Origin of the sequence: Bacillus sp. FJAT-27251, assembly GCF_001273925.1 — a bacterium.
In the GTDB taxonomy this organism is placed as follows: Bacteria; Bacillota; Bacilli; order Bacillales; family Cytobacillaceae; genus Mesobacillus_B.
Genome location: NZ_LIGG01000001.1, coordinates 2,061,762 through 2,068,072, shown reverse-complemented (window position 1 = coordinate 2,068,072; position 6,311 = coordinate 2,061,762). Strand labels below are relative to the sequence as shown.

The following is a 6,311-nucleotide window of genomic DNA, read 5'->3' as shown; positions in this document are numbered from 1 at the left end:
CCAGAAGAAGAAGTCGTTCTGTGACTTCATCTTCTGGACCGAAGCGTCCCGAGGGGCTAGGCACCGCAGCTGGACAACAAAAAAATCCGGGAAACAATCCCGGATTTTTTTAGCCAATAATGACCCTTTCCTTCGGATAATGAATAGATTGATTTTTTTCCTTTCCTCCCATAGCCAAAAGGAATTGAATGAGCCCCACACGGCCAATGAACATCAGAATCATGATGATGAATTTTCCAGGGGTGCTTAGCTCAGGAGTAATTCCCATTGATAAACCATTCGTGCCGAAAGCGGAAGATACTTCAAAAATAATTTTTAACAAATCATGCTTCTCTGTCATGCTAAGAATGACAGTCGCTGTAAAACAAATCAATATTGCCAGAATGGTCACGACAAGTGATTTTACGATATCCTCATGCGGGATTTCCCGCTTGAAAATCTTGATTGTCCTTTCCCCTCTGCCAAAATGAAAAAGAAACAGGATATTGATCGCGAAGGTGGTTGTCCGAATACCTCCGCCAACAGAACTTGGGGAGGCACCGATAAAGACCAGGCCGCTCATTGCCAGGATGGTAGGGTCCGTAAAGTTGGTGACATCCGTTGTAGCTAAGCCAGCGCTTCTGGTTGTCGCTGACTGGAATAGCGCATAAAAGAGAGCTTTATGCCAAGGCATGCCTGCAAAATAATGGTTTGCTTCCAACAGGAGGATGATCAAGGTCCCGCCAATCAGCAGGGCGGCAAAAGTAACAGTTGTAATTTTTGTAAACAAGGAAAACCGGAAAAGCTCTTTATTCTTTGCTGCCAGATAATTCTTCGTTTCCATCAGKACCGGAAAACCAATTGCTCCCAGTGTCATCAGCAAAATGTTAATGGATTGCACAAAGTAATCATCGGCAAAAGGAGCCAAGGAACTCCCTGTAATATCAAAACCGGCGTTAGTTGTGGCACTAATGGAAGCAAACAAACCATTTAGGTAAGCTTCCTGCCAGGTTGGATAATAGTCAAGAAAATGCGTCCCTAAAAGTAACGCACCGAATATTTCAATAAGGATAATCAAAAGCAAAATTTCTTTCAGCATTTTTACCAGGCCTGCCAGCCCCATCTGGTTTAAGTCTGTCAAAATCAGGCGCCGTTCCCTGAGACCGATTTTTTTACCTAGTATAAGCCAGAAAAAAGTACCTAAAGCCATGATTCCGATGCCGCCAAACTGGAAGACAAACATCAGGATGAAATTCCCTGCAACAGTAAATGTTTCATTTATATTCACTGTAGTAAGCCCTGTAACACTTACTGCACTGACTGCTACAAAAAGGGCATCTACAAAAGACAAGGTAGCTTCCGGTTTTACCGCGATCGGTGCACGAAGCAGCAAGACCGATACAAAAACGGCTAGAAAATAATATACAGCAATCATCCGTGCGGGTGTTAGCTGATTAACACTCTTTTTTAATTGGTTGAACATCAAAAATTGTCCTTTCGATTGTTTCCTGAATCCTATCATCTAAAATAACAAAGCTGACTCAGGAAGTAAACGGTGAGTTCACTTTTTATCCTCCTCATGATTTGCCTGCATTCCAAAAATGTTCCAGAATACAATCCCCTAAGGCGTAAATAATAAGCTTGCAGACACTATTTCTGCAAATGCAGCAAGGAGTTGACAAACATGGCTAGAAGTTCAAATAAATTGCTTGTACCGGGAGTAGAACAATTCCTGGACCAGGTAAAGTATGAAATTGCCCAGGAGTTCGGAGTCCAGCTTGGCGGAAGCACTGTATCCCGCTCAAATGGATCCGTTGGCGGAGAAATCACCAAACGCCTTGTCCAGCAGGCTCAAGCAGGACTTGCCGGAAGAGAGCAGCAATAGACAATTTAATATCATGGATATGATAAAAGTCCGGATACCTATCCGGACTTTTTGGACATTTTAATCTTTTCCGTTTGTGCTGCCGGAATCACCTGGATTGCTTCCTTTATTCTGGCCGCTTTTGCCGCCGCCCTGTTTTTGGGCTTGTTCTTTACCATGGCTGTTGTTATTGGTTTTCTCTTTGCCACGGCTGTTTAGGTCCGCTTTCCCTTTTTGAGATCCGTTTTCACTATTATTTTGTTTGGCATGACCATTTCCATTGCCTCGGCTTTTATTGTTTGCTGCCTTTTCCTGATTGGAGTTCATTTTTTCAGCTTGTTCAGGCCGTTGTTGGTTTTTAATGCCTTTTGGGTCCTCTTTAGCCCGCTTTGTTTCTGTTTGGCCTTTATTGTTGTTACTATTTCCATACCCATTTTCTTGAGGCTTGTTCTTGCCGTTTGGCACAGTTTTCCATTGATTATCCTGCTTGGGGCCAGGAGCCTCTGAAGGTTGGCCAGAATGGCCTTGGACCGGATTGGCAGCTGGCGGGGAAGCTTTTGTTTCTGCAGGAGGATTTATCGCTGGTTTTTCTTGTTCAGGAAGGAATTTTTGTTTGTAGACCCCCATGCTCAATCCCTGCTTTTTAGCTGCTTCCCTCTCCACCGCAGTCCCGGATAAAACCATTACTTCAAGGTTTTCCGTCTTACCAGCTTCTTTTATTTCCTTGATCGTTTCCTCAAGCTGCTCGGCCGTCTCGACTTGTCCTTGTGAATTTGCAGTGGCAATCAACACATTTTTTTCTTTTTCCAGATATCCCTGCACTTCGATTTCATCAAGAATTCTTTCAGCTACGATGGCAGCATCTTCTTTTTTCCAATCCTCTAAATTAGAAAGGACTCTCTCCCCTTCTTCATTATAGGCAATAAGGGAGACCACTTTGAGCATTTGATTCAATCCAAGCTCTATGCTTGGGTTCACATCGATGGACATATACGCATATACCTGATTGCTTTGGTAAACAGGTAAAATGGCTGTGGTACAGAACAGAAGCACTGCCGCTATCACAGCTGCCCTGACCTTTGAGAGGCGAAAGAACTTCTGCCAGGCTGACGGCTGATCACTTTCCACTGGAAAAAAATTGATTTCATCTCCTATGTGATAATCCTGCTCTCGCTTGCGGGTCCTCATGAATTCACCCTCGGAAGTCAACAAGGTTACAAAATCATGATCGACTTCCAGGATTACACCCTTTCTCATTCCTTCAGCACCCCTTTTATATAATCCTTTAAATAATAATAATCCCCAATTAAAATTAACGAGATGGCTATGATGTATTTTCTGTTCCTCTCGATGGTTTTGCGGCTTAAGCTAACCATATTCTCCAGCTGCTTAATCGGAAGCCTTTTCTTTTCTAGAAGCTGCTGCGTTAACTCCTCATTTTCACTCAGGATCCTGGCAACTTCCATTGCATTCCTTCTGGCATCGGCATGCTTGGGAGACTGTTTTACAAGATCCTGGAATGACAAATCATATTCCTTTAGCAATAATTGGAACTGGTATATTTCATCTCTTCTTCTTTCTTCATCTGTTTTATTCCAGTGGTTTTCAATGGATAATTCATCTTCAATTTTTGAACGCTGGCTTTCTTCATCTGCCCCTTCGCTTCCAAACCCGAAGGAAACCGTCTGGTTCCTGTTTTGCTGGCGAATGTAATCTATCACTTTCCGTTTAATCAGCACGTCCGCAAAGCTGAGCAATGAATTTCCTTTTTCCGCAGAGAATTTTTGGATTGCTTCATTGAAGGCAATAAGCCCAATGCTAAATTCATCGTCCGTTTCACTTATGTATCTTTTGCATACGGAAGAAACCGACTTTGCAATGAAGGGTTTATACGATTTTATTAAATCATCCAGAAGGCTCTCGTCGCCCTGCTGGATCAAAGCTACTTTTTCCTCCAGGGTCTTTGGCTTCTTTTTTGCCATGAACAATAAACTCAGCACCAGACTCACCTCGTTTCTTCTACAAATTATACCACGGCTGTCAATTTGGGTTTGGGAAGAAACGATGGCTGTTGGTCAGTGTTTTTCATTATAGGGTTACGGAGGGAGATACTGTCTTCTGGGGGTAAAGAAGATTCTTTGTCCGAGAACATTAAAAAGACCCTTACTTAGGTCTTAGGTAATGGTCTTTTTCAGGTGATTCCTGTCTCGCTATGATGAAAATGTTTTTCTACCAGCAGCTTGAGCAAATAGCCCACTGTTAATCCGGGAATCAGGAAGAGCATCGGCAGGAATACAGGCCCCAGTGAAATGCCAAACAATTTAATTTTTGGAGACAGCATCAATCCAACGGTAATAAAATATGCCCCAAAGACAAAAGGCAAATAGGTCCCTTTTATTTTCCCCTTCAAGGTCACTCGATAGGCATCCCACATTGAAAACATATAAAGGCAGGGGTAAAACATCAGCCATTGGAAATTGGTTACCGTGAAGGCCTTTTCGATTTCCCACAGGAAGCTGTACATAATGGCCTGATTGAAGTTACTGTTCACATTGATTACGAATTCCAAAATAACAAATAAAGCCCCTTTAAGAAACTGCCCTGTTAACAACTGTGGAAATCCAGGAAGGGCAACACTCCACATAATGGCTTCAAGTTTGCTTATACTTTTCATATCCGGATTTCATTCCTTTAATAGAAGTAATCAATTAAACAAGTGAAACTCCCTGCCTCTTTAGAGTGCTCACGTTAAGCATTTTTTATTTCCGGTCAAGCAAAAAAGCCGTTCAATTGAGAACGGCTGTTGTTCTTATTGATCCATTTTTGTTACTGAGAATCCAGTAAGCCCTGCTGCAATGGTCAAAAGAGGAGAAGCAAGGCAAAAGAAAGAAAACAAAGCGTACTCGGCAGTCGGCACTCCCAGCACCCCGGCGAGAAACACTCCACATACACTCCACGGTACCAGCGGGTTAACCACCGTACCCGAGTCCTCAAGGACCCTTGACAAGTTCTTTGGATGCAGACCAGCATTTATGAATCGCTGTTCAAATGCGTTTCCGGTCAAGACTATGGATAAGTACTGTTCGCCAAGGAGAACGTTGATTCCGATGGCGGAGGCTGCAGCCGAACTGAAAAGCACGGCTGTTTTCTGCACTCCTGACATGAGGGCTTCCAACAGTGCGGGCAGAATACCCAGCCTGAATAGCAATCCTCCCATCGACAGCGCGAGGAGGACAAGCGATACAGAGAACAGCATGCTTTCAATTCCTCCTCTTGAAAGCAATGCAGCAACCTCTTGCACGTCTGTTTCTGCTTTGTAGCCTGAAAATAGGACGGCAGGAAGAGCGGCCCATTCATTTCGATCCGTAATCCAAAAGCTGATAGCGAGCGCAGACAGCGTTCCACTTCCCAAAGTAATCACCGCTGGGACCCTTTTTATCGCCAAGACGGCCAGAATCACAAATGGCAGGAGTGAATACCAGTGTACAAGGTTCAAAGCGACCAGCTCTTCCTTGACCAAGCTTATTGATTCGAAGCTGGCTTCCAGGCTCGCGGGAGAAAGGAATAGAAAAAGAATGAACGAGAGTACAAAAGCCGGAACAGTCGTCCAGGCCATGTTTTTAATATGGTCGAATAAATCAACCTTGGCCGTTGCGGAAGCAAGGGTGGTCGTATCGGAAAGGGGCGACATCTTATCCCCGAAAAAAGCACCTGACACAATCGCCCCTGCCGTGATGGCCGGGGAGAGCCCCAATGCTCCAGCCACTGCCATAAAAGCTGCCCCGATGGTTGCAGCAGTCGTCAGGGAGCTGCCTATTCCAATGCCAACTGCAGCTGTGACCACAAATACAATCGCATAAAACCACTTCCCGGAAACCAACTCAAAAGCAAGGTAAATAAAGGTTGGAATCGTTCCGCCTGCCATCCAGCTGCTAATCAGCATTCCTATGAAAAAGAAAACCATGACAGCCCCCAGGCCGTTTTGGGCTCCATCCGCCATGCCTTTTTCGAGATCCGACATCTTCACTTTTTTTAAAAGGCCATAAATAAGCAGAAAAAAAATGGCCAGGACAACAGGAATATGCGGAACTAATTGAAGTTTCATAATCCCAATCCCCATGCCTGCCAAAAGAATGACAGTCACGGCTACTGCTTCCAAAGGCTTTACCGTAATTGATGACTTTTCCTGATGCATGCTCTCTCTCCCATTAAATATACTTTTACACTTAAACGCTTTTATGCACGAAAGTAATCTGCGTTATTACTATATAGATATATTATTTATTTGTCAATAAAATTCGAAAGAACAGGGAAGAGTTCAGTAAAATTAAAAAGAGTGGGTTAGCCCACTCTCAGGCTGTTGGAAAACCTCAGCAGCCATTTTATTTTGTCCTTTACTTTAAAAATTCACCGCGTAATTTGTTGTAATAATATTAAGTAGTGGCTTTTTAAAAAGAGTTGGTTCTTT

6 protein-coding genes are annotated in these 6,311 nt (G+C 43.6%); 1 reads left to right on the top strand and 5 read right to left on the bottom strand.

The window, feature by feature from the left end; all coding sequences use genetic code 11:
* Positions 1-109: 109 nt before the first annotated feature.
* Positions 110-1,462, bottom strand: coding sequence for a TrkH family potassium uptake protein (locus tag ADU22_RS09725; RefSeq protein WP_053361978.1), 1,353 nt, complete (start codon positions 1,460-1,462; stop codon positions 110-112).
* 201 nt (positions 1,463-1,663) lie between these two features.
* On the opposite strand from ADU22_RS09725, the gene ADU22_RS09720 reads away from it, so the two are divergent.
* Positions 1,664-1,864 carry an alpha/beta-type small acid-soluble spore protein gene (locus tag ADU22_RS09720; RefSeq protein WP_046525963.1) on the top strand — a complete coding sequence of 67 codons (201 nt, stop codon included), beginning with the start codon at positions 1,664-1,666 and terminating at the stop codon, positions 1,862-1,864.
* Positions 1,865-1,924: 60 nt separating this feature from the next.
* On the opposite strand, the gene ADU22_RS09715 is transcribed toward ADU22_RS09720, so the two are convergent.
* The 4 genes from ADU22_RS09715 to ADU22_RS09700 form a co-directional block, all read right to left on the bottom strand.
* On the bottom strand, positions 1,925-3,100 hold the full coding sequence (locus ADU22_RS09715; protein WP_053361977.1) for an anti-sigma-I factor RsgI family protein: 1,176 nt from the start codon (positions 3,098-3,100) through the stop codon (positions 1,925-1,927).
* Entirely contained in the window at positions 3,097-3,852 is a 756-nt protein-coding gene (gene sigI / locus ADU22_RS09710; protein ID WP_231687859.1) for an RNA polymerase sigma factor SigI, read from the bottom strand. The genes ADU22_RS09715 and sigI overlap by 4 nt, the downstream gene beginning before the upstream one ends.
* A gap of 182 nt (positions 3,853-4,034) precedes the next feature.
* Positions 4,035-4,517, bottom strand: coding sequence for a hypothetical protein (locus ADU22_RS09705; protein WP_053361975.1), 483 nt, complete (start codon positions 4,515-4,517; stop codon positions 4,035-4,037).
* A gap of 135 nt (positions 4,518-4,652) precedes the next feature.
* On the bottom strand, positions 4,653-6,038 hold the full coding sequence (locus ADU22_RS09700; protein ID WP_053361974.1) for a Na+/H+ antiporter NhaC family protein: 1,386 nt from the start codon (positions 6,036-6,038) through the stop codon (positions 4,653-4,655).
* Positions 6,039-6,311 lie beyond the last annotated feature (273 nt).

Coding starts and splice junctions, on each gene's coding strand:
- ADU22_RS09720 (WP_046525963.1), top strand. CDS start 1,664: ATGGCTAGAAGTTCAAATAAATTGCTTGTACCGGGAGTAGAACAATTC.
- ADU22_RS09715 (WP_053361977.1), bottom strand. CDS start 3,100: ATGAGAAAGGGTGTAATCCTGGAAGTCGATCATGATTTTGTAACCTTG.
- ADU22_RS09705 (WP_053361975.1), bottom strand. CDS start 4,517: ATGAAAAGTATAAGCAAACTTGAAGCCATTATGTGGAGTGTTGCCCTT.
- ADU22_RS09700 (WP_053361974.1), bottom strand. CDS start 6,038: ATGCATCAGGAAAAGTCATCAATTACGGTAAAGCCTTTGGAAGCAGTA.